This is a genomic window from Brachybacterium paraconglomeratum, from assembly GCF_039541415.1.
GTDB lineage: Bacteria > Actinomycetota > Actinomycetes > Actinomycetales > Dermabacteraceae > Brachybacterium > Brachybacterium paraconglomeratum_A.
Window position 1 is genome coordinate 85,582 of the sequence record NZ_BAABGE010000007.1, and the last position, 21,842, is coordinate 107,423.

Genomic DNA, 21,842 nt, shown 5'->3' on the forward strand with positions numbered 1-21,842 from the left:
TCAGCCCTTCATGCGGGCGTCTTCCGGATCGAACGCCGGGGTGCGGCCGACGGTGAGCACTTCGACGTCCAACCGTTCCCCGAGGTACTGGACCTGCAATGCTGTGCCGACCTCCGCCTGCGCCATCGGCAGATATGCCAGCAGCAGGTAACGGCCGAGGGAGGGTGCGGGCCCAGCGGAGGTGACGAAGGAGCATCGACCGCGAGAATCGACGAGGACCTCGCCGTCGGGAGCAAGCACCGGCTCCCCGCCGGTCGGGCAGCGCGGTGTGTCCGGGGCCGACGGGGGCGAGGTCAGAGCGAGAGTGCACAGCATCGCCGCCGGGCCCCGCTCCCGCGAGGCGAGATAGGCCTGCTTGCCCACGAAGTCCGCACGCTTGACCTTCGGCAGGGCGAGGTCCGCCTCGACCGGGTCGTATTCCCCGGTGAGCTCCGCCCCCATCAGTCGGTAGCCCTTCTCCAACCGGCCCGTCGTGCCGTACACCCCGATCCCGGCGAGGCTCGCGCCATGGGCCCGTCCGGCGTCCCGGAGCCGGTCCCACAGGCGGGGAGCGAGCTCAGCGGCGACATGCAGCTCCCAGCCCAGCTCGCCCACGTAGCTGATCCGCAGCATCGAGACGGGCACCCCGCCGAGCACCACCTCGCGGGCGGTGCCGAAGCCGAAGGCCGTCTCGGAGAGGTCGGTGGCGGTGAGCGGCTGCACGAGGGCGCGGGCCTGCGGTCCCCACACCCCGATCGTGGTGATCGCCGAGGTCGAGTCCGTCACCGCCGCTGACCCGTCGGCTGGCCGATGCCGCTGCAGCCAGGCCAGATCCCGCCCGCCCTCGCCGCCGCCGGTGATCACCCGGAAGTCCTCCTCGCCACGGCGCACGATCGTGAGGTCGCTGCGGAAGGTGCCGGCCGGCGTGAGCAGCGGGGTGTAGACCACGCGACCGATCGGCACGTCGATGCGGGCCATCGCGAGATGCTCGAGCAACCCCAGAGCGCCCGGGCCGGTCACCTCCAGGATCGCGAAGGAGGCGAGGTCCACCAGCGCCACCCGCTCCCGCATCGCGAGGTGCTCGGCCTCGATGAGCGGGGACCACCAGCGCGCATCCCACTCGTGACCGCGCTCGTCGATCCTGCTGGCGAGCTCCTCGCGCAGGGGAGCGCTGCTGGCGTACCACTGGGGGCGCTCCCAGCCGGCGGCCTCATAGAACTCCGCGCCGAGCTCTGTGGTGCGGGAGTGGAGCGGGCTGGTGCGCAGGGACCGGCTCGAGAGCCACTGCTCACGGGGATGGCTGATGCCGTACACCTTCGGGAAGCCCTCAGCGGCGCGGGCCCGGACATGCTCGCGGGTGCGCTGGGCGGGGTGGAAGCGGGCGAGATCGGCGCCGTGCGCGTCGATCTCGCTGGTGCCGTCGGTGAGCAGCTCCGCCACCATCCGGCCCACGCCCGCGGCCTCCTTGATCCAGACCGCGGCGGCGGACCACAACCCGGCGACCTCGGGCGTCTCGCCCACCAGGGCGCCCCCGTCGGGCGTGAGCGCGAGCAGGCCGTTGATCGCCGAGACCCGCGGCGGCTCAGGATCGGTGAGCAGTCCCGGGAACATCTCTCGCGCATGCTCCAGCTGCGCGGTGAAGTCCTCCTCGGTGAAGGGGAAGCTGGTGGGGGTCGCCTGACCGGGATGGTTCCCGACCGGCGGGATCTCCGCAGGATCGTGCAGCAGGGGCCGGTGGGCATAGGAGCCGATCTCGAGCTCCGCACCGCGCTGGCGTTCGTACATCTTGCGGTCCATATCGCGCAGCAGTGGGAAGCTCACCCACTCCTCCGTCTCCGCGAGCGCCGGGATCGGGCCGACATCGATCATCTGGTGCACGGCCGGGGTGAGCGGGATCGCGGCGCCGGCGAGCGCGGCCACCTGCGGGCTCCACACCCCGCAGGCGATGAGCACGAGTTCGGTCTCGATCTCTCCATGGTCGGTGATGACCCTGCGCACCCGTCCGGCCTCGACACCGATGCCGGTCACCTCGGTCTCGGCCACCGTGGTGAGCGCCCCGTGCGCTTCTGCGCGCTGACGGAAGAGCTCCCCGGCGCGCAGCGGGTCGACGATCGCCCCGGTGGGGGTGTGGAACCCGCCCCGCAGCAGGCTGGCGTCGCAGTGCGGCACCAGCTCCTGGATCTCGGCAGGGGAGACCAGATGGGCCTCGACGCCCCAGGAGCGGGCCGAGGTCAGGCGCCGAGTGAGCTCCTGCATCCGCTCGGCGCTGCGGGCCACCTCGATGCCGCCGCAGCGGGTGAGCACCCCGAGCTCCCCGTACTGGCGCAGGGAGTCCACCGTCAGATCGGTGACCTCTTTGGAATGGTCCACCGGGAAGACGAAGTTCGAGGCATGACCGGTGGAGCCGCCCGGATCGGGCAGGGGACCCTTGTCGATCTGCACGATGCGACGCCAGCCGAGATCGGCCAGATGCGCGACGGCGGCATTGCCGACCACCCCGGCTCCGATGACGACGATGTCTGCGCGATCCGGAACCTGTGGCATGGCGACCTCCCGAAGCGAGTGTGGTCACCCTCACGGTATCCGGGCACTCGCAGTTTGCCCAGAGGCGACTGACGGCGGCGGCCAGGAGGGAGCACGTGTTCTAGACGCGCGGAGGGCCCGATCTCGACCGCACACGGCCGGCCCAGCCTTCGGGGAAAAGAAAAACGCCCTGTCACCAGGGCGTTTCTTGGGGTGATCGACGGGATTTGAACCCGCGACCGCCTGGACCACAACCAGGAGCTCTACCAACTGAGCTACGACCACCATGTGCAGGCGAAACCCGCAACGAGAGAACAATATACCGGGTCTTCTGGGGGTATCCCAACCAGAACGGGCCTTCGGCGGTGTGAGACACATTGCATCGCGCGCCCGCGGCTCGCCAGCGGTCGGCGAGCTCGCGGGGCGCGAGTGCTCAGAGAAGCTCTGCGCGCAGCTGCTCGGCGGACTTCGGGGAGAGGAGTCCGGGAGCGATGTCGAAGGGGGTCTTCGCGCCGTGCTCACCGGCGGCGGCGAGTCGTGCTGCGGCCCGGGCGTAGGCGACCACCACGCTCGCGGTGAACTCCGGGTTCGAGTCCTCCTGCAGGCGGTACTCGATCGTCTGCGTGGTGCCGGGGGAGGACTCCGCGGAACGGATCACGAATCCGCCGTGCGGCATGCTGCGGTGATCGCGGGCGAGCTCGTCGGCGCTGAGGAAGGTCACCGTGGTCTCGAAGGGCTCGAAGTAGTGCGGCATCGTCACGATCTCGTGGCGCACCGCCTCGGCGTCGGCGCCCTCCTCGAGCACCACGAAGCATTCGCGGGTGTGCTTCTCGCGGCTGCTCAGCTCTGGTCGCTCCCCGGCGCGCACGCGATCGATCGCGTCCTGAGAGGGGATCGTGTATTGGACGGCGCCGGCGACACCGTCGATGCGGCGCAGTGCATCGGAGTGGCCCTGGGACAGTCCGCGGCCCCAGAAGGTGTAGGTGGACCCGGCGGGGAGGATGGCCTCGCCGTACACGCGGTTGATCGAGAACAGGCCCGGGTCCCATCCGGTGGAGATGATTGCCGTGGTGCCAGCCTCGCGAGCGACCGCGTCGACGTTCGCGAAATGCTCGGGGATCCGGGCATGGGTGTCGAAGCTGTCCACGACGGTGAATCGCTTGGCGAGCTGCGGGGTCTGCTCGGGCAGGTCGCTCTTCGAGCCTCCGCACAGCACGAGCACATCGATCTCGTCCTGCATCGCCTCGAGCGCGTCCATCGGATGCACGGGGGTCTGCCCGTTCACGGTGCTCACGGAGGCCGGCTCACGGCGCGTGAACACACCCACCAGCTCCATATCCTCCTGGAGGGAGATGGCGATCTCCACGCCACGTCCCAGGTTGCCGTAGCCGACGATGCCGATCCGGATCGCAGTCATGGTCCTCGCTCTGTTCGATGATGGGGCGGCCCGGTGTCGGGTCGTCCAGGGTCGATCCTACTGAAGGCCCTCAATCGGCCGTGCGCACGTGCTGGCCGGGCGGAGCTGCCACGCGGGCCGGTTCGTCGGCCGTGCCACCTGTGCATTGCGGGATCCGAGACGCGGCGCGAGACTGGCGCCATGATCGTCGCCTTCTCTGTCCAGCCCACCGGTGAACCCTCGGATCCCTCCGTCTCACGAGACCTCGCGGAGGGGTCGGACAGTGCGAGCGTGCACGACGCGGTCGCCGCCGCGGTGCGCGTCGTGCGCGAGTCCGGCCTGCCCACCCGCACCTCAGCGATGTTCACCGAGGTCGAGGGGGAATGGGATGAGGTGATGGAGGTCGTCGGCCGTGCGACGGCCGAAGCCGGACGCTACGGATCCCGTGTCTCCCTCGTGCTGAAGGCGGACATCCGGCCCGGCCGCACCGGGGAGCTCGACGGCAAGGTCCAGCGGATGGAATCCGCGGTGGACCGGCTCGAGAACCGCTGAGCCCGCTGAGCCCGTCGAGCTGCTGAGCCGCCGAGCTGCTGGGACTGCGTGCTCAGAGGTTCTGGTCGAGCTTCCCGTCGCGCAGCGCCGCGGCGAGCGTGGGGGTCACCGGCAGGCGAGGGATGAGCGTGGCCTGGAGGGCGTGGTAGATATCCGGCTTGCCCGGCCACGTATTCCCCTGCGGCTCGTTGTCTGCGTCCAGCTCGTGGAACCAGGAGCCGTTCTCGGCGTCCAGCAGGTAGGTGGAGATGTACTCCCACCACTGCTCGTAGCGCTCGGCCCACACGCGGTCCCCGGTGACCTGGTACATCACCGCGGCAGCGCCGACGGCCTCCGCGGCAACCCAGTGCATGCGCTCGCCGGCGACGGGGGAGCCGTCCCAGTCGACGGTGTACACCCAGCCCGGTGCCCCGTCGGCACCGAAGGCCGCGGCGGACTTCTCCATCAGCGCGGTCGCGGCCTCGAGCATCCATGCGGGTGCCTCGCCGTCGGCCGCGATCAGTGCGGCGCGGGCGTGGAGGACCAGGCGTGACCATTCGATCCAGTGGCCGATCGTCGCGCCGTAGGGGCGGAAGGGATGCGCCGGCTCGTCCTGGTTGTAGTCCAGCAGCGGGTTCCAGTCGGTATCGAAGTGCTCGGGCAGCGCCCAGTCGTTCAGGCGCGCGAACTCGTCGATCGCGCGGGTGGCGATGCCGACGGCGCGGTCCAGCCAGCGACGCTGACCGGTGACATCGGCCGCGGCCAGCAGTGCTTCGACGGTGTGCATGTTCGCGTTGATCCCGCGATACTCCTCGCAGTCGGCGAAGGTGCGATCGAAGGTGTCCACGCTCATGCCTGCAGCGTCATCGAAGAACTTCTCGTCGAGCACCGCGAGTGCCTCGTCCAGCAGCTCCTTGGCACCGGGGCGTCCGGCCGCGAGGGCCGAGGACGCGGCGAGCACCACGAAGGCGTGGGCGTAGGCCTGCTTCGAGTCGTCCACCGGCTTGCCACCCGCGACGGAGCTGAACCAGCCGCCGTGCTCGTCATCGTGGAAGACCCCGCGCAGGGAGGCCAGGCCATGATCGGCGAAGCGGCCGAAGTCCGGCCGTCCCAGCAGGTGCCCGAGGGCGAAGCTGTGCGTCATCCGGCAGGTGAGCCACAGCTCGGAGGGGCGCGAGAGGTCCGGCGCGCCGTGCTCGTCGAGCCAGGCGAAGCCGCCGTCCTCGCGCACCGACTCCGAGCCGAACACCAGCAGCTCCTCGCTCTCGCCCTCGAGCCAGGAGCGGTGGGAGGCGCGGTCCAGCCAGGGGACGTGTGGGACAGGAGCTGCGGCCGGGGCGGCGGCGCCGGCACCTTCCTCGTCGCGCAGCTCGAACGAGCGCGCAGCCTCCTGGGCCTGGGCAGTGGTGGGACCGGGCTCAGCCACCAGGAACACCTCGCGGTAGTACTTCAGCTCCTGGATCGACTCGCGGATGTCGGCGAGCGCGCGGTGGCCGCCGTGCTTGGCGGGGATGTTGTAGTAGACGCGCGGCATCCAGCGCTTGGCGAGCTCCTTGAAGCTGGAGACGTCGATCGTGCGGTAGGAGAGCCACTGGGCGAACTCGGGCACGTCGCGGTCCAGGAACACGCGGTCGGTGCCGACGCTGTTGCCGGCCAGCGGAGCCTTGCCGGGCTCGGGGCAGTACTGGCGCACATACTCGAGGCACTGCGCCTGCGCCTCCTCGAGCGTCATCCCGCCGTCGAGCTCCTCGAGCAGGCCGGAGACGGTGTGCATGTTGACGACGAACGGGTCCATCCCCTGCAGCGACTCGGCGGGGGGCTTGATGACGACGTCCACTCCCTCCCCGAGGATGTTCAGATCAGCGTCGGTCACGAGGACGGCGATCTCGACCAGCGCATCGCGCTGCTTGTCGAGGCCGGTCATCTCGCAGTCGACCCAGATGATGCGGTCATTGATGGCACGAGTGGAGCTGGAGGTCACCGGGCCACAGTAGCGTGGCCGCGCCTGGCGAGCACGATGTGCCGACAGCGAGCCGAGCAGCAGACAGTTACTGTGTGGTCACCTGCACTCATCGACGAGTCGACGCGAGCTTCCGGAGGACCCCGCTGTGAATCTCTATTTCCGCCTGCTGCTGTTCATGGCCCGCGTGCGCTTCCGCAGCCGTCTGAGCATCTGGGACACCTCCCACGTGAGGTTCCGTGTGAACCCTTCCGACCTCGACGTGCAGCGACACATGAACAACGGCCGCTATCTCACCCTGATGGACCTGGGGCGCATGGACCTCATGGTGCGCTCGCGTTTCTGGCAGCGGATCACCGACCAAGGCTGGTATCCGGTGGTGGCCGGGCAGTCGATCACCTATCGCAAGTCCCTGCAGCTGTGGGAGACGTTCGATCTCGCCTCTCGAGTGATCGGCCACGATGACCGCTGGATCTATATGGAGCAGGTGTTCCGCCGTGACGGAAAGGTAGTGGCCGACGCGATCGTGCGTGCCCGCTTCCTGCGCAAGTCCGGTGGCTCGGTGCCGATGGACGAGGTGCTCGACCTGGTGACGCCGCTGCCGGAGCACCTCGAGCTCCCGGGTTGGATCACGGACTGGAATGAGGGATCCTCGCGGCACGGCCGGGAGCTCTGAGCCCATCGGCGGGCTGTCCGATTTCAGCGCCGCGGGAAGCCTGTGGTGGAGCGACGAGGTGTGGGCTTCGCACGCTTCGCCGCACGTCGCTTCAGCTCCTCGACCCCCGTGATCACGAGCAGCACCACGACCACGATCAACAGGATCCACTGCTCGAACACCACTGCGAGAACCCCGGCGAGCAGCAACGCGACCAGGAACACGATCTCCAGCACCCGCTGCGGGATGCCGAGCAGGCGTGACCCGAATCGGGTGCGGGCCAGCCGCAGCAGGAGCAGCAGCGCGATCGCACCGAACGTCAGGAATCTGAGCATGGCGGCGACTCCTTCGATGGCGGTGATAGGTGGTGCCCCCAGCAGGATTCGAACCTGCAACCTACGGATTAGAAGGCCGTTGCTCTATCCATTGAGCTATGGAGGCATGGGCTCGTACGCCGGACGGCTTGGAGCACCCGGAGAAGTCTACCGATCCCGCCGACGGGCCGGTGCACGGCCGTGCACCGGCTCACGGCGCGGCATCGTCACCGGCGCGCCGGGCCCGGCCTGGCACCGGGGGCAGAACCACAGCACCCGCGCCTCCGTCCCCTCCAGTCGCGGATCCGCGAGCTCCCCGCGCTTGATCCGGGTGCGGCAGCGCCGACACTGCTTCCCGCCGCGTCCGTAGACCCACAGATCCCCGTCCCGGCCCAGCATTCCGCCGGTGGTGACCCGCACTGAACGGTCCTGGTTCAGCACCAGCAGCCGATGTGCGAGATCGACGAGTTCGCCGAGATCGCCCGCGGCACTGCTCGGAGCAGCGGGGTGGAGGCGGCGGAGGAAGCACAGCTCGCTGCGGTAGATGTTGCCGATCCCCGCGAGATTGCGCTGATCCAGCAGAGCGAGGCCGAGCGGACGATCAGGTTCCGCAGCCAGGTTCACGATCGCCCGTTCGCGCAGCCCGGTGTTCTCGTCCCAGGTCGGATCCAGCAGGTCCGGCCCGAGATGGCCCACCAGCGAGCCTTCGTCGGCCGTGCGCAGCAGGCGCACCTGCTTGACGTCGTAGGCGATCGCACGGGCCTCGCGGCCGTCCTCATGCCTCGCGGTGAGGAGCACGCGGATCGTGTCCGCGGGGCGCGGTCCGGCGCTGGTGTCGCTCGAGCGCAGCGCCTTCCCGTTCACGTGCCAGATGCCGTCCATCATGAGGTGGGTGTGCAGGGTCAGCGGCGCCGGTCCGGGGGCCGGTGGCAGCAGCCGCATCAGCAGATGCTTGCCCCGCGGGCGCACCTCGGCCACGCGCCAGCCGACGAGATCCGCGGTCGCGGCGCGGGGCACCCGCAGATCGCAGGTGGTCAGGACCGCGCCGGCGAGGGCGTCGTGGAGGATCCGGCATTGCCGGGCGACGGTGTCTCCTTCAGGCATCAGCGCTCGCCCCCGACATCAGCGGTCTCCTGCGCGCAGCCGGATCGACCTCGGGGAGCGGTAGCAGCCTGCGTCCACGAGCGCCTTGCCGATGGCCGCGACCGGCGTCGCATCGATCGGGTGGCCGTTGATCCGTTCGATGCGCAGCTGGGGGAGGCGAGCATCTTCGGAGATCGCCCGTACCAGCTGCCCAGCGATCTCTGGTGTGACCTCCTCGCACGCCCACCACAGCAGGTGTTTGGAGCCTTTGTCGACCACAGCGGCGACGTGACCGCTGGTGAGCAGCACCAGCGCTCCGGCGCGGCGCGCGGGCCGCACCGTCTTCCCTTCCGGTGGAGGGATCATCAGCTCGGGCCAGGGGAGTGCTGCGCCGTAGGGGTTCGCCGGATCAGTCGCTGCCAATGCCACAGTGGAGGCATCGGCCGGCGGGCCGCTGATGGGCTCCTCGGAGAACTGGGCGGCGGAGGCTCGCGCGGATTCCGCCTCCCGCTCGCCGTCCCGCAGCCTGTCCACCGCTTCGACCGGCGCGAACTGGGAGGCGCCCAGGCCATCGACGAAGTAGCCGCGCCGGCAGGAGCCGTTCTCCTCGAGCACCGCGAGCACCCGGTACACCGCGGCGAAGCTGCCGGGGATGTCCTCGACGTCCATCGCCCCGCGGGTCACCACCCCGTGCCGGTCCAGCAGCAGGGTCGCCAGCGCCGCCGCCCGGGCCGCTGGATCCACGCTCTCCACTCGCACCGCGGACCAGCGCCCCGCGCCGATCGGCCCGGCCGTGAGCTCGGAGACGGTGGAGACGCCCTGGCGCATCATCGCGGCCGAGAGCCGCCCTGCGCCCCGGCGGGTCAGCGGCCGGGAGCGTCCAGCAAGGCCGCGGCCCGCGCCCCGGCCGGAGCGGGATGCGGCGGGTCCGTGGCTGTAGCTGCGCAGCGCTTCGAAGGAGTCGTTGGTGATCAGCCCCTGGAACGCGAGGTCCCACAGGGCCTCGTGCACCTCCGGCGGCGCCGCGGCTGCGCCCTCGTCGGCGAATGCCGTGAGGATCTCCCCGTGCCGCAGAGCGCCGGGGGTCCCGCGCAGCAGGTCCAGCACCCGGGCGGCGAGGGAACCCTCTGGCAGCCCCGCAGCGCTCTCCTCGAGCTCGGCGGCATCGAGCCCGAGCGGCAGGGCGTCGGCAAGATGGAGGCGGATCCAGCCGTCGTCGGCGCCGAGCCGGCCGTGCCCGGTCCACACCAGCTCCCCGGCGGCGAAGGCAGCATCGAGCAGCGCCGGGTTCACGTCCGGCATCCGCGCCGGCAGCACCTGGGACTCCCAGGCCGACAGCGGCAGGGAGACCCCGGCGAGCTGGTCGATCACCGACAGCAGACCGTCGCGGCCCCGCCAGGCGGCGCGCTCCCGTCGGCCGTCGGCGCCACGCCCCACCAGATGCTGCCACTGGCCGAGGAAGCGTGCGTAGACCGGGCCGGGCACCGGCGCGATCTCGCGCCGGGACGCGGCGAGGCTCGCCCGACGGATGCGCCGCAGCACCTCCGCATCCACCCATTCCTCACCCTCGCGCCCCGGCGTGAACTCGCCCTGCTGCAGCGTGCGTTCGGCGGTGAGCTGTTCGAGGGCGCCGCGAGCCACGCCGGGCGCGAGTCCGAAGGCGTCCATCGGCGCGGTCGCCGGGAACGGGCCCCGGCCCCTGGCCCAGCGGGAGAGCAGCTGCGCGACGGACCGACCCACGGGCGCGAGATGCGCGTCCGGGATCCCTGAAGGCAGGGCGGTGCCGAGCGCATCGCGCAGCAGGCCGGCATCCTCGATCGCGGCGAGATGCTCCTTCCCGGCGAGGCGCACGGAGATCACCCGTCGCGCCGTGCGCAGGCGGTCCAATTCGTCATCGAGATCGACGCCCTCGGCGCTGCGAGCGCTGAGCTCTTCCCGGGTGAGCGGGCCGAGCCGGCGCAACGCGTCCGCGATCTGCTCCGCGCCGCGCAGTGCACGTTCCTCCGTGAGCCCCTGCAGGCGCTGCTCCACCTCGGCGATCACGTCTGCGTCCAGCAGCTCACGCAGGCTCACCGACCCCAGCAGCTCCGCGAGCAGCGACTGATCCAGCGCCAGCGCGGCGGTGCGGCGCTCGGCCAGCGGGGCGTCGGCGTCGTAGATGAACTGGGCGAGATATCCGAACAGCAGGGAGCGGGCGAAGGGGGAGGGCACCGGGGTCTCGACCTCCCGCACCTCCACGCGCCGGCGCCCGATCTGCCCCATCAGCTCGATGAGAGCGGGCAGGTCGTAGACATCCTGCAGGCACTCGCGCGCCGCCTCGAGCATGATCGGGAAGTCGGGATAGGGCCGGGCCACCTCCAGCAGATGGGAGGAGCGCTGGCGCTGCTGCCAGAGCGGCGCACGCTGGTTCGGGTCCCGCCTCGGCAGCAGCAGCGCACGGGCCGCGCATTCGCGGAAACGGGCTGCGAACAGTGCAGAGGAGCCGACGAGCCGCCGCACCTCCTCCTCGATCTCCTCCGGCGTGAACACGAACAGATCCGCCCCGGGAGGCTCCTCGCCATGGGGGATGCGCAGCACGATCCCGTCGTCGGCCGCCATCACCTGGCCATCCAGGCCGTACCTCTCCTCCACCCTGGCCCCGACCGCGAGCGCCCAGGGCCCGGTGATCCGCTGCCCATAGGAGCAGTGCAGCACCACCCGCCAGTCGCCGAGCTCGTCGAGGAAGCGTTCGACCACCAGCTGCTGCGGCCCGGGGACCGCGCCGGTCGCCAGCTGCTGCTCGGCGAGGTGGTCCAGCAGCACAGTGCGGGCGTTCTCATCGAGCCCGAGTCCGGCCAGCCGCGTCGTCGCCTCGGTGGGTTCAGCGACGGCGAGCTCCGCCTGCGCGGTGGCGATCGCCCGCCCGAGGCTCGCCGGGCGGCCGTCCCCGTCACCGTGCCAGAAGGGGATCCGCCCGCTCATGCCGAAGGCGGGGGAGACGGTGACCCGGGAGGCGGTGATCTCCTCGATCCGCCAGCTGCTGGTGCCCAACGTGATCACGTCCCCGCGACGGGACTCGTAGACCATCTCCTCATCCAGCTCACCCACCCGCCGGGGCTGGGAGTCGTCCTCGCTCGCGACCAGATGCACCGGATACAGGCCGCGGTCCGGGATCGTGCCGCCGCTGGTGACCGCGAGGCGCTGAGCGCCGGGTCGGCCCGTGAGCAGTCCGGTCTCGTGATCGTGCACGAGTCGCGGCCGCAGCTCGGTGAAGGCGGTGGACGGGTAGCGCCCGGCGAGCAGGTCGATCGTCTGGTCGAAGGCGGTGCGGGGCAGCGCCCGGTAGGGATGCGCGCTGCGGACGAGATCGAACCAGTCATCGATCTGCAGATCATCCATGGCTGCCGCCGAGACGGTGTGCTGGGCGAGGACGTCCAGAGCATTGCGCGGCACGGTCAGCGGCTCGATCCGCCCCGCCACCGCCTCCTGCACCGTGACCGCGCTGCGCAGCACATCCGCGGCGTGCAGCGGATGCAGAGAGCCGTGGGAGATGGCGCCGACGTCATGCCCCGCGCGCCCTACCCGCTGCAGCAGGCTCGAGACCGACATGGGTGCGGCGACCTGCAGCACCAGATCCACGGCGCCCATGTCGATCCCCAGCTCGAGCGAAGAGGTCGCGACCACGCAGCGCAGAGTCCCGGACTTCAGCTGCTCCTCGATCCCGGCCCGGATCTCCTTGGACATCGAGCCGTGATGGGCCCGGGCGATGTCCTCGACCTCCGCGTCTGCCTCCGTCGCGTCGGTCTCGAGCGGCTCTGCGGCGGCGAGCGGCTCTGCGGCGGCGAGCCGGCGTGCGTGCAGGCGGTTCAGCTTCCCCGTGAGCCGCTCAGCCTGGCTGCGAGAGTTCGTGAACACGATCGTCGAGCGGTGCGCGAGCACCTTCTCGAGCACAGCCCGTTCGACGTGCGGCCAGATGGTGCCCGAGACGTCCTCGTCGTCGACCGCGTCGGCGGGAGGCTCGATGGCCTGCAGATCCGGCACCGGCAGCGTCACGCTGATATCCCAGCTCTTGGTCGACTCCGGCTTCACCACCGTCACCGGCCGGGAGCGGCCGGAGCCGGTGAGGAAGTCGGCGACCTCGTGGACAGGTTCGACGGTCGCTGAGAGCCCGATGCGCTGGGCCGGCGTCTCGAGCAGGGCATCCAGCCGTGCCAGCGACAGTGCCAGGTGCACTCCGCGCTTCGTCCCTGCGACAGCGTGCACCTCGTCGAGGATCACCGTGTCCACCCCGCGGAGCGTCTCGCGTGCCTGCGAGGTGAGCATCAGGAACAGCGACTCGGGGGTGGTGATGAGGATGTCCGGAGGATGCGAGATCAAGCGCCGCCGCTCGGCAGCCGGGGTGTCGCCGGTGCGCACGCCCACGCTGAGCGGCGAGCGGGGAGTTCCCAGCCGCTCCGCAGTCCGCGCCGTGCCCACCAGAGGCGAGGTCAGGTTCCGCTCCACATCGACGCCGAGCGCCTTGAGCGGGGAGAGGTACAGGACGCGGGTCGTCCTGCGCCCGGGCCCCTTCGCCCTCTTCCCCGCCGGGCCGCTCGGCTCCTCGACAGCCAGGGAGGTGGCCAGTCGATCGATCGCGGTGAGGAAAGCGGCGAGCGTCTTGCCAGAGCCGGTCGGTGCGACGACCAGGGTGTCGTCCCCTCGCTCGATCGCCTCCCACGCCGCCGACTGGGCAGGGGTGGGGGTATCGAAGGACTCTGCGAACCATGTCGCGGTGGCAGAGGAGAAGGACGCCGGGAGCGCCTGTCGAGGCATGGCCATCGCCCCATTGTGGACTGCGGGGAGGACACTTCGATCGTGGAGGGCCACTCGACGGGGCGCCGACCAGAGAGCCCACCGAGCCCGGGTGACCGCAGATGACACTCGCCCCGCCAACTCGCAGTCCATCGTGGCAGGATGGATGGCACGGCGGGCCCCGCACCAGCTGGCCCCGCGCACCACACGACGAAAGGATGATCTTCATGGCTGACTACACGCTTCCTGATCTCGATTACGACTACGGCGCGCTGGACCCCTCGATCTCCGGGAAGATCATGGAGCTGCACCACTCCAAGCACCACGCGACCTATGTCAAGGGCGCGAACACGGCGCTGGAGAAGCTTGCAGCGGCGCGCGAGGCGAACGATTTCGGCACCGTGAACCAGTTCTCGAAGGACCTCGCGTTCAACCTCGGTGGTCACACCAACCACTCGATCTTCTGGAAGAACCTCTCGCCCGAGGGTGGCGACAAGCCCACCGGTGAGCTCGCTGCGGCGATCGATGAGTTCTTCGGGTCGTTCGATGGTTTCCGTGCGCACTTCACCGCGGCGGCGCTGGGCATCCAGGGTTCCGGCTGGGCTGTGCTCGCGTATGAGCCGCTCGGGGGGAACCTCGTGATCGAGCAGTTCTACGATCAGCAGAACGGTGTGCCGGTCGCGACGATCCCGCTGTTCCAGCTGGATATGTGGGAGCACGCGTTCTACCTGGATTACCAGAACGTGAAGGCTGATTACGTCAAGGCGATCTGGAACATCGTGAACTGGGCGGATGTCCAGGCACGGTTCGTGAACGCGACGAGCAACGCCTCCGGCCTGGTCATCCCCACGGCCTGAGCTGAGCTTCGGCGTCTGCTCACGGGCGGCGCCGGACTCGTCCTGCAGCACGGATCTTCACCGGTCCGTGCTCCGCGGTGACAGCGGCCGGTCCCTCCACGGAGGGGCCGGCCGCTGCGCTGTCCGCACCCTCGATGGGCAAGACGTCCCCGCACGATCAGTCGCAGGGACGCTTGCTCGATCACGTCGTGCGACCGTTCCTCCACAGACGCCCGCCATCCACAGGAATCGCGCTGCCCTGGCAATGACGGCATGCGACCGCGACGCTGAGGTCATCGGCAGGGAGCCGAGGCCGGGACAGCCCCGGCACCTGAGGAAGGACACCGCCATGCGGGATATCCAGACCACCATCATGGGGAACGCCACCGCCGACCCCACCGCCCATCCGCAGGACGACGGGTCCGTCACCGCCAAGGTGCGGGTCGCAGTCACCGGGCGCTACTACAACTCCTCCGCACAGGACTTCACCGATCGCAAGACGGAATTCGTCACCGTGTTCGCGCGAAAGGGACTGGCGCGCAACCTGCTCGCCTCGGTGCACAAGGGCCAGCCGCTCATCGTCACCGGCCGGCTGAACACTTCCGAGTGGACCGGCGAGGACAACACGGCCCGCCATTCGCTGAACATTCAGGCCGAGTCCATCGGCCACGATCTCTCCTACGGCACCACCAGCTTCGTCCGCCCACTGCGGTCGACGGACGTGCCTGACGTCAATCCCGATACCGGGGAGGTCCTGCTCGCAGGAGCAGCGGCAGACTCCGAGGAGTCGTCGGTGGGCGACGAGAGCGTGGAGGAGGAGTCGACCGAGGATTCCTACGAGCCGGCGTTCTGAACCCGTCTGGCCAGGGGCCTCAGTCGGCGGCCTGCAACGTCTGGACGAGGGCCTGGGAGATCTCGGGCAGCAGTGCGGCGCCGAGGACGTAGTCGTTCTTGTCGCCGCGCTGCACGGCGGACCACGTGGTGCCGTCAGCCAGTGCAGCCACGACCACCCGCAGGGAGCTGCCGCTGGGCAGCTTCTGGTCATCGGCGCCATCGCGGGCACTCCAGGCCGACGGCGCGAGATCACAGACGATCGCCCCGCCCGCAGCGAGATCCGGCCACTGGGCCGATTCGAGCACGGTGAGCGGATCAGCCGCAGCGGGAGTGGAGCCATCGTCGAGATCGATCGGCGTGAGCTGGAGATCGTCGGGCGCGCCGCCCTCATCGCCCGCCGCGCCGAGCAGCGCGGCGAGTGAGGGAGAAGCCGCCATCAGCTCCGCGCTGCGAGCCAGCGCGAAAAGGCGCGGAACAGGCAGAACACTGCCCTCGACGTGCCGGGCGACCTCGAGAACTGCCGCAGCAAGGGCAGCAGTGGAGGCGTCAAGTGGGTCCGGGGCCGGAGTTGTCATCGGATCGAGAGGTCCCTCACAGGTTCGGCCTGACAGAATGGGTACACCGTCGCGTCTCGCGGCGGCACCACACTGTACCCGGATACCGGGGTCTCGTCCCTGTGCGCTAGGCGACGTGATCACGGGCTCCGGCACCGAGGCACCTGAGGTTATCTGTGAGTTTCTCCGCTCCGTTCGGCGATATGCCGCGGCCGCGCCCACGACCAGCCCCCGACGCGAGTTCGGGGGGACCACGGCGGATCTCGCCGCTGGCGATCACCCTCGGGGTCCTCGCGCTGCTGATCGTCCTGCTGGTCATCGCGTCCGAGATCTGGACCAAGTACCTCTGGATGGACCAGCTCGAGTTCACCGATGTGCTCATGACTCGCTGGATCACCCAGGCGCTCCTGTTCCTGACAGGTTTCATCGTGTTCGCCATTCCGCTGTTCCTCAGCCTGCGCCTGGCCTACACCAAACGGCCCGTCTACCCGCCGGTCACGCGTGAGCAGGAGGCGCTCGAGCAGTTCCGCTCCGCCGTGGATCCGCTCCGCCGCGGCCTCACCTACGGTGCACCGGTCGTGATCGGCGCCTTCGGCGGGCTGGCCCTCTCCCGGGCCTGGAAGGACGTGCAGCTGTTCCTGCACCCGCAGGACTTCGGCCAGGTCGACCCGATCTTCGAGAACGACATCTCGTTCTACGTCTTCACCCTGCCGCTGATCGACCTGCTGATCTCCTTCGGGCAGTTCGTCCTGCTGGTCTCGATCGTCGGCGCCGTGATCGGACACTTCATCTACGGCGGTGTCAGCTGGGGGCAGGAGAGCGGGCTCGAGGTCACCAGATCTGCTCGTCGCCACCTCGGAGTGCTCGCCACGATCTACGTGCTGCTGCTCGGTGCCGGACACTGGTTCCAGCGCTACGACCTGCTCACGGCAGAGCACACGCGCTTCGAAGGCGCTTCCTACGCGGACCACAACGCGATCCTGCCTGCCCAGACCATCCTCGCGATCGCCTCGATCGTGGTGGCGGCGATGTTCGTCGTGTGGATCTTCCGCTCCGACTGGCGGATCCCTGCAATCGGTGCGGGCCTGATGATCCTCTCGACGCTCGTGGTCGGCAACCTCTACCCCTGGGCCATCCAGCAGTTCCAGGTCCAGCCCAACGAGCGTGCCCTTGAGCAGCCGTACATCCAGAACAACATCGACGCGACCCGCACCGCCTTCAACCTCGACGACGTCAACGAGGTGCCCTACACGGCCACCACCGACGCCGAGCCGGGCGCGCTGCGCGAGGACGCCTCGACCACCGCACAGATCCGCCTGATGGATCCCAACATCATCTCGCCCACCTTCGAGCAGCGAGAGGCGAACCGTCGCTACTGGGGCTTCGACGATGTGCTCAGCGTGGATCGCTATGAGATCGACGGCGAGCTGCAGGACACCGTGATCGGTGTGCGCGAGCTTCGCCCGGACAAGTTCGGCCTGGCCGATCGCTCCTGGGTGGACCAGCACGTCATCTACACCCACGGTTACGGCACCGCCGCTGCCCATGGCAACCGTCGTAACGCCGATGGTGAGCCCAGCTTCCTCCAGTCCGGTGTCCCCGGCGAAGGCGCCTTCAACGAGCACGAGGAGCGGGTCTACTTCGGCCGTCACTCCCCGGACTACTCGGTCGTCGGCGCACCGGAGGGCAGCGAGCCCGAGGAGTTCGACTACCAGCGTGGCAGCACCGATGACGAGGAAGGCGGCGACCAGGTCTACAACACCTTCCAGGGTGATGGCGGGCCGGCCGTCGGCAGCTTCTTCAACCAGCTGCTGTACGCGATCAAGTTCCGCGACCCGAACATTCTGATCTCCAACTACCTCAACGAGGAGTCGCAGATCCTCTACGACCGTGACCCTCAGCAGAGGGTCCGTGAGGTCGCACCGTTCCTGTCCCTGGACTCCCAGATGTACCCGGCCGTGGTCGATGACCAGCTGGTGTGGGTGGTCGATGGCTACACCACCACCACGGAGTATCCGTACGCCCAGTCCGTGAACCTGGATCAGACGGTCAACGACTCCCAGACGAACCCGAATGACACTGCGACCAACCGTGAGCGTTCGGCGAACTACATGCGCAACTCCGTCAAGGCCACCGTCAGCGCCTTCGACGGCTCGGTGACCCTGTACACCTGGGACACGGAGGACCCGATCCTCAAGGCCTGGGCCGAGGTGTTCCCCGAGGCGCTGCAGCCGGCCTCGGAGATCAGCGGCGAGATGATGTCGCACCTGCGCTACCCCGCGGACTACTTCAAGGCCCAGCGCAACATCCTGTCGACGTACCACGTCACCGACGCGGACGACTTCTTCACCCAGCAGGACTTCTGGCAGGTGCCGCCGGACCCGACGGTCCCGGCACCCACCAACCCGGACGGCACCGCGGGCCAGCAGGCCGCGCAGCCGCCGATGTACCTGACGATGCAGATGCCCAATGCGGAGACTCCACGCTTCATGCTCTCCTCGAGCTTCATCCCCTCCGAGGGGCAGAACGTGCTCACCGGATACCTGGCGGTGGACTCTGAGACGGGGAACACCGAGGGCAACCCGGCGGACTCCTTCGGAGACATGACGCTGCTGGTGCTGCCCTCCTCGAACCCGGTCAACGGCCCGGGGCAGGTGCAGGCGACCTTCAACGCGGAACCGAACGTCTCCCAGGCGCTGAACCTGCTGAAGTCCGGAAACTCCGAGGTGCTCAACGGCAACCTGCTCACCTTGCCGGTGGGTGGTGGACTGCTCTACGTCCAGCCCGTCTACCTGCAGTCCTCGCAGACCGGTGGTGGCACCCAGTACCCGCTGCTGCAGATGGTGCTGGTCTCCTTCGGCGAGAAGATCGGCTTCGCGCCGACGCTCGATGAAGCCCTGGACCTCGTCTTCGGCGGTGACTCGGGCGCCGACGCCGGCGATGCCGAGGTCGTCGACCCGGATGCACCTTCCGGCACGGCCGACGCCGTGACGGATGAAGGTGCTGCGGGCGCGGCAGAAGAGACACCGGCAGAGGGCGAGGAAGGCCAGCAGGCCCCGCCGCCCGCCGCCGGGTCCCCTGAGGAACGCCTCGACCAGGCGCTCACAGATATGGACACCGCGGTCACCGAAGCTGAGACCGCGATGGCCGCCGGAGACTGGGCCGCCTACGGCGAAGCTCAGACACGCCTCTCCGATGCTCTGAACCGTGCGATCGCGGCGAACCAGGAGCTCGGCGGGACCGGTGTCCCGGCGCAGCCCTCTGACGGCGGTGGCGGCTGATCCGCCGCTGACGCCCCACACCAGGACGCCCGACCGGCGCCGGCACTGAGCCGGCACCGGCCGGGCGTTCCGGCGTCCGGGCAGGTGAACGGCCCATGAACGTGTCATGGCACACGTTCAACCATCCCCGGTTGGACGTGAGCGCGAGGGGGTCGTAGAGTTGCTGATGTTGCCGCGGGGTGGAGCAGTTCGGTAGCTCGCCGGGCTCATAACCCGGAGGTCGTAGGTTCAAATCCTGCCCCCGCTACGAGAAAGGGTCCCTGACCAGTAGAAATACTGATCAGGGGCCCTTATTCTTGTGCTCGATCGCGGCGGAGGCGTTGAATCAGTCCCGCAGGGATGTGGTCCGTGCTGGTGCAGGTGCAGGTCGAGGGGATCATCCCGGCCTCGATGCGGAGACGTCGCCAGAAGCCGCCGCGTGCGGAGTTCACAGCGGCGGTGAACAAGGCCCCGTGTCAGTGTGTGCGGGGCCGGGCCTGATGCTCCTCGTTCTCCATGTGTGCTGGACATAGCCGCTGTGACGCTTCTGACGATCTGTTTTCCCTGGTTGCAAGCGGAACAAGTGGGTCGTAGAGTTGCTGATGTTGCCGCGGGGTGGAGCAGTTCGGTAGCTCGCCGGGCTCATAACCCGGAGGTCGTAGGTTCAAATCCTGCCCCCGCTACTACGACGAAGGCCCGGACAGTGGAAACACTGTCCGGGCCTTCTGCTCTTCACCCGATGGATCATGCTGGTGAATCAGGGGTGTTCCAGAGGCTCAGTCCCTGGGGTCAGGAGTTCTCAGGAGCCGTCGCGCTGGTTCTCCAGGCGCGTTGCCGAGTAAGAGATCTGGTCGAAGACGACCTCGCAGCCTTCGCCGGTCGGCGACTGCACTTCGAAGCCGATCCGCAGCGGACGGGGGGACTCGAGGGCGAAGAGGCGCACCATGTCCCACCGCAGACCGTCGAACGAGCTGTGGAACGCGTAGATGCCATCCACCCGGCTGATCCTCATCCACACGTGCTCGGCCTTGACGACCTGCCCGTTCGCGTCATCGGAAACGATGCGGTTGACCACTGACACCACGGTCGGGCTGCCGTCCGGAGCGGACTCGAAGCACAGCTTCGCCCAGTGCTCCTCGTCGTGCCAGAGCATCAGCACCCCGGCATCGAAGGTCGAGCGGAAGCCGACCGTGATCCGTGCGCTGAACTGGAAATCGCCCTCCGGGGCCGTGCCGAACAACGTCGCCGCATTGAGCGTGGGCTCCGCACCGGGGAAGGGCGGCGCGAAGATGTCGGTTCTGGGCTGGGAGGTGGCCCGCAGCTCGTCCTCGCCGACGACCTCGAACGGCACGTGCGTCGGGTCGAGCGGGAAGGGGAGCGCGGGCAGCATGAGGGCAGACATCACAGAACTCCTACGAGTCATCCGGGAAGGAACGGTCGCGAGCCGAGATCGGCGCCGGTCCCGCAAACGGTCGGTCGCCAGTCTAGGTCGCGGTGCTCGGACGCATCATCCCTGCCCGGCGATGCTCGCCTCGAGCCGCTTCCTCGCCGTATTTCTGGCACGATATCCGCTATGACCGTGACCACCGCCCCCTCATGCCGCACCCTCCTGTTCATCGGCGATTCGATCACCGATGCCGGTCGTCGAGAGGACCCCGAGCAGCTCGGCCACGGCTACGTGCGGCTGCTTGCGGAGCACTTCGCGGCCCATGAGCCCACTGCCACGGTGATCAACCGTGGGATCGGCGGGGACAAGGTCGCCGACCTCGAGGCCCGTTTCGGCCCCGACTGCCTGGAGCATGCTCCCGACCTGGTCACGATCTATGTGGGGGTCAACGATTCCTGGCATCGCTTCACCCGCGGGGAGCATGTCACCGAGGAATCGTTCGAGCAGGGTTACCGCCGCCTCCTCGCTCAGCTTGCGGCCACCGTGCCGGGGGCATCGGTGCTGATGATCATCCCGTTCGTCGCTGACATCGACCAGGAGCGGGTGCAGATCCACAGCGATCTCGACGGGAAGGTCGCGATCATCCGCCGTCTCGCACAGGAGCACGGCCACCGGATCGTGGACCTCGAGCAGGTGCTGGCCACGGCGCTCGCGGCCGGGCACACTCCGCAGAGCGTCGCCGACGATGGCGTGCACCCCACCCCGCCCGGGCACCGCCTCATCGCCGATGCCTGGCTCGACGTGGCAGGACGCTGAAGGACCCTTGACGCCTTTCCTCCGGGCGTGACGGGTTCATCGCGCGTGAACCATTCGTCCAGCTCTCATCCGTCCGGCTCTCGCGGCGCGGGCGGACGTCACCGCAGCGGTGCGGTGACGTCCACCGAGAGGAACCCGCGACGGAAGCTGCGGGCATCGAGCACCAGCAGCTGCTCGGGCCGCCAGGGGTTGCGCAGATGCACGTGCCCGCTGCGCGCGTCAGCACCGACCACCGCGAACACATGGTTGCGCGGCAGCGGACCGGCAGCGGTGGCCACGCGGGAGCTGAGCGGATGGGTGGAGGCGGCGATCGCCCGTCCCTGCTCGCGCCAGGCGATGATCTGCGCGGCGCTCGGCATGCGCAGCTGCGAGCGGACCCGCTCGCCCAGCAGCAGTTCGAAGCCGAAGCGGGCGAAGCCGCGCTGCAGGAAGCGGTAGTCCCCGGCCACATGAGCTGCGACAGCCTTCTCGAGCACGCCTACCCAACCCGGGTTCGCGCCGTCGCGTCGGCCGTACTGGAAGACTCCCTGCTCGTCGACCGGCAGCCACCGATCCACCCGGATCGGCTCCGACACTGCGGGCAGCCGCACTGCGACGATGCCGTTCTCCTCGATGGTGAGGAGATCCCGCAGTCGCTCCGGTGCGGTCTCATGGATCGCGAGCATCGACGCCATCACCCAGCAGTCGCCGAGCCTGCCCTGGCGCGGCCGCAGCAGCCGCGGCGGGGTGAGCGGGCCGCGATCCTCCTTGAGCGCGGTGGCCCGTGGCCCGGGCTCCAGCTGATGCACATGGGCGGAGGAGTCCGTCGCAGTCGCGGAGTCCAGTGCCCCCAGACGCGCATCGCGCGCCCGCCCGGTGTGGGCGAGCGCGCGAAGGGTGCGGCGCCAGGTGCGCACGCGCGGGCGGGAGCTGCTGATCATGAACTCCGCCTGGTCGTCATCGAG

General features: G+C 69.2%; 15 protein-coding genes and 4 tRNA genes. 8 read left to right on the top strand and 11 right to left on the bottom strand.

Annotated elements, in window-relative coordinates; translation table 11 throughout:
* From ABD893_RS09710 to ABD893_RS09720, 3 genes are all read right to left on the bottom strand, one after another.
* Entirely contained in the window at positions 1 to 2,523 is a 2,523-nt protein-coding gene (locus ABD893_RS09710) for a GcvT family protein (protein WP_345079003.1), read from the bottom strand.
* A 188-nt stretch (positions 2,524 to 2,711) separates the two neighbouring features.
* Positions 2,712 to 2,787 (bottom strand) — tRNA-His (locus ABD893_RS09715).
* Positions 2,788 to 2,935: 148 nt separating this feature from the next.
* Positions 2,936 to 3,919, bottom strand: coding sequence for a diaminopimelate dehydrogenase (locus ABD893_RS09720; RefSeq protein WP_345079006.1), 984 nt, complete (start codon positions 3,917 to 3,919; stop codon positions 2,936 to 2,938).
* Positions 3,920 to 4,099: 180 nt separating this feature from the next.
* On the opposite strand from ABD893_RS09720, the gene ABD893_RS09725 reads away from it, so the two are divergent.
* The gene (locus tag ABD893_RS09725; protein ID WP_345079009.1) at positions 4,100 to 4,450 is read left to right on the top strand and encodes a thiamine-binding protein; all 351 of its coding nucleotides are present in this window, start codon (positions 4,100 to 4,102) and stop codon (positions 4,448 to 4,450) included.
* 52 nt (positions 4,451 to 4,502) lie between these two features.
* Here the strand turns inward: ABD893_RS09725 and orn are convergent, their stop codons facing one another.
* The gene (gene orn, locus ABD893_RS09730; RefSeq protein ID WP_345079013.1) at positions 4,503 to 6,410 is read right to left on the bottom strand and encodes an oligoribonuclease; all 1,908 of its coding nucleotides are present in this window, start codon (positions 6,408 to 6,410) and stop codon (positions 4,503 to 4,505) included.
* 127 nt (positions 6,411 to 6,537) lie between these two features.
* On the opposite strand from orn, the gene ABD893_RS09735 reads away from it, so the two are divergent.
* Positions 6,538 to 7,065, top strand: a complete 528-nt coding sequence (locus ABD893_RS09735) for an acyl-CoA thioesterase (RefSeq protein ID WP_345079016.1) — start codon at positions 6,538 to 6,540, stop codon at positions 7,063 to 7,065.
* Positions 7,066 to 7,088: 23 nt separating this feature from the next.
* Here the strand turns inward: ABD893_RS09735 and ABD893_RS09740 are convergent, their stop codons facing one another.
* From ABD893_RS09740 to ABD893_RS09755, 4 genes are all read right to left on the bottom strand, one after another.
* Complete coding sequence (locus ABD893_RS09740; protein WP_345079019.1) at positions 7,089 to 7,379, bottom strand: hypothetical protein; 291 nt, start codon at positions 7,377 to 7,379, stop codon at positions 7,089 to 7,091.
* A 30-nt stretch (positions 7,380 to 7,409) separates the two neighbouring features.
* Positions 7,410 to 7,485 (bottom strand) — tRNA-Arg (locus tag ABD893_RS09745).
* A gap of 41 nt (positions 7,486 to 7,526) precedes the next feature.
* The gene (locus tag ABD893_RS09750) at positions 7,527 to 8,462 is read right to left on the bottom strand and encodes a DNA-formamidopyrimidine glycosylase family protein (RefSeq protein ID WP_345079022.1); all 936 of its coding nucleotides are present in this window, start codon (positions 8,460 to 8,462) and stop codon (positions 7,527 to 7,529) included.
* 18 nt (positions 8,463 to 8,480) lie between these two features.
* Positions 8,481 to 13,238, bottom strand: a complete 4,758-nt coding sequence (locus ABD893_RS09755; protein WP_345079025.1) for an ATP-dependent helicase — start codon at positions 13,236 to 13,238, stop codon at positions 8,481 to 8,483.
* A gap of 200 nt (positions 13,239 to 13,438) precedes the next feature.
* Here ABD893_RS09755 and ABD893_RS09760 point away from each other — a divergent pair, with 200 nt between their 5' ends.
* Together ABD893_RS09760 and ABD893_RS09765 are read left to right on the top strand one after the other, a co-directional pair.
* The gene (locus tag ABD893_RS09760) at positions 13,439 to 14,068 is read left to right on the top strand and encodes a superoxide dismutase (RefSeq protein ID WP_345079028.1); all 630 of its coding nucleotides are present in this window, start codon (positions 13,439 to 13,441) and stop codon (positions 14,066 to 14,068) included.
* Positions 14,069 to 14,396: 328 nt separating this feature from the next.
* Positions 14,397 to 14,900, top strand: coding sequence for a single-stranded DNA-binding protein (locus ABD893_RS09765; RefSeq protein WP_345079031.1), 504 nt, complete (start codon positions 14,397 to 14,399; stop codon positions 14,898 to 14,900).
* A 19-nt stretch (positions 14,901 to 14,919) separates the two neighbouring features.
* On the opposite strand, the gene ABD893_RS09770 is transcribed toward ABD893_RS09765, so the two are convergent.
* The gene (locus ABD893_RS09770; RefSeq protein ID WP_345079034.1) at positions 14,920 to 15,456 is read right to left on the bottom strand and encodes a PPA1309 family protein; all 537 of its coding nucleotides are present in this window, start codon (positions 15,454 to 15,456) and stop codon (positions 14,920 to 14,922) included.
* A 155-nt stretch (positions 15,457 to 15,611) separates the two neighbouring features.
* On the opposite strand from ABD893_RS09770, the gene ABD893_RS09775 reads away from it, so the two are divergent.
* From ABD893_RS09775 to ABD893_RS09785, 3 genes are all read left to right on the top strand, one after another.
* Entirely contained in the window at positions 15,612 to 18,716 is a 3,105-nt protein-coding gene (locus tag ABD893_RS09775) for a UPF0182 family membrane protein (protein ID WP_425548365.1), read from the top strand.
* A gap of 173 nt (positions 18,717 to 18,889) precedes the next feature.
* Positions 18,890 to 18,963: transfer RNA gene (locus ABD893_RS09780), tRNA-Met, on the top strand.
* Positions 18,964 to 19,304: 341 nt separating this feature from the next.
* Positions 19,305 to 19,378, top strand: a tRNA-Met gene (locus ABD893_RS09785).
* A 116-nt stretch (positions 19,379 to 19,494) separates the two neighbouring features.
* Here ABD893_RS09785 and ABD893_RS09790 read toward each other — a convergent pair.
* Complete coding sequence (locus ABD893_RS09790) at positions 19,495 to 20,097, bottom strand: DUF1349 domain-containing protein (protein WP_345079037.1); 603 nt, start codon at positions 20,095 to 20,097, stop codon at positions 19,495 to 19,497.
* Between the two features lie 171 nt (positions 20,098 to 20,268).
* Here ABD893_RS09790 and ABD893_RS09795 point away from each other — a divergent pair, with 171 nt between their 5' ends.
* Positions 20,269 to 20,898: an SGNH/GDSL hydrolase family protein gene (locus tag ABD893_RS09795; protein WP_345079040.1), complete on the top strand. Its 630-nt coding sequence runs from the start codon at positions 20,269 to 20,271 to the stop codon at positions 20,896 to 20,898.
* Positions 20,899 to 20,996: 98 nt separating this feature from the next.
* On the opposite strand, the gene ABD893_RS09800 is transcribed toward ABD893_RS09795, so the two are convergent.
* Positions 20,997 to 21,818: a C2 family cysteine protease gene (locus tag ABD893_RS09800; protein WP_345079043.1), complete on the bottom strand. Its 822-nt coding sequence runs from the start codon at positions 21,816 to 21,818 to the stop codon at positions 20,997 to 20,999.
* Positions 21,819 to 21,842 lie beyond the last annotated feature (24 nt).